The sequence below is a fragment of the Ralstonia sp. RL genome (assembly GCF_001683835.1).
Classification (GTDB): domain Bacteria; phylum Pseudomonadota; class Gammaproteobacteria; order Burkholderiales; family Burkholderiaceae; genus Ralstonia; species Ralstonia mannitolilytica.
In genome coordinates this window covers 1-919 of sequence record NZ_LWRX01000201.1, presented here as the reverse complement: position 1 = coordinate 919, position 919 = coordinate 1, and the positions used below count along the sequence as shown (strand labels likewise).

Sequence of the window (919 nt, the reverse complement as noted above, 5' to 3'; positions counted from 1 at the left end):
CTGACGGCCGGCGAACCGGTGATCATCAGCGGCGGCCTGCGGCTGGTCGATGGCCAGGCCGTCCAGCCCCGCCCGGCGACACCGCCTTCCCGCCAGCGTTAAGCCGTGAGCCAGCGCTTCAACCTGTCCGACTGGACGCTGCACCACCGTACGCTGGTCGGCTATTTCCTGCTCGCCATCGCGCTGATGGGCATCGTCGCCTACGGCCGCCTGAGCCAGGCCGAGGACCCGCCCTTCACCTTCAAGATCATGGTCATTCGCACCCTGTGGCCGGGCGCCACGGCACGCCAGGTCGAACAGCAGCTGACCGACAAGATCGAGAAGAAATTGCAGGAAACACCGTTCATCGACCGCGTTTCGAGCTTCTCGCGGCCCGGGGAATCGACCGTGATGTTCTTCGTCAAGGACAGCACGCCCCCCGGCAACGTGCCGGATGTGTTTTATCAGGTGCGCAAGAAGGTCGGCGACATCCGCCACACGCTGCCGGCCGGTATCCAGGGGCCGTTCTTCAACGACGAATTCGGCGATGTCTTCGGCAATATCTACGCCCTGACCGGCGACGGCCTCGACTATCCGCAACTGAAGGACCAGGCCGAGCGCATCCGCGACGAGCTGCTGCGCGTTCCGAACGTCGGCAAGGTGGAAATTTTCGGCATCCAGGACGAAAAGATTTTCGTCGATCTCGCCAATGCCAAGCTGGCGACGCTCGGGATCGACCAGGCCACCATCGTGCAGGCGCTGGCCCAGCAGAACGCCGTGACCGGCAGCGGCTTCTTCGAAACCGAACGCGAACGCATCCAGATCCGCCCGGGCGGCGCTTTCGACTCGGTGCAGGCGGTTGCCGACACGCTGATCCGCGCCGGCAACCGCAGCTTCCGGCTGGGCGACATCGCCCGCGTCCATCGCGGCACCGTCGATC

At 65.2% G+C, this 919-nt stretch carries 1 protein-coding gene; it reads left to right on the top strand.

Going from position 1 to position 919, the window contains the following annotated elements:
* Nucleotides 1-105: 105 nt before the first annotated feature.
* The coding region (locus A6M56_RS18870; protein ID WP_286758330.1) for an efflux RND transporter permease subunit at nt 106-919 on the top strand (814 nt) is incomplete at its 3' end.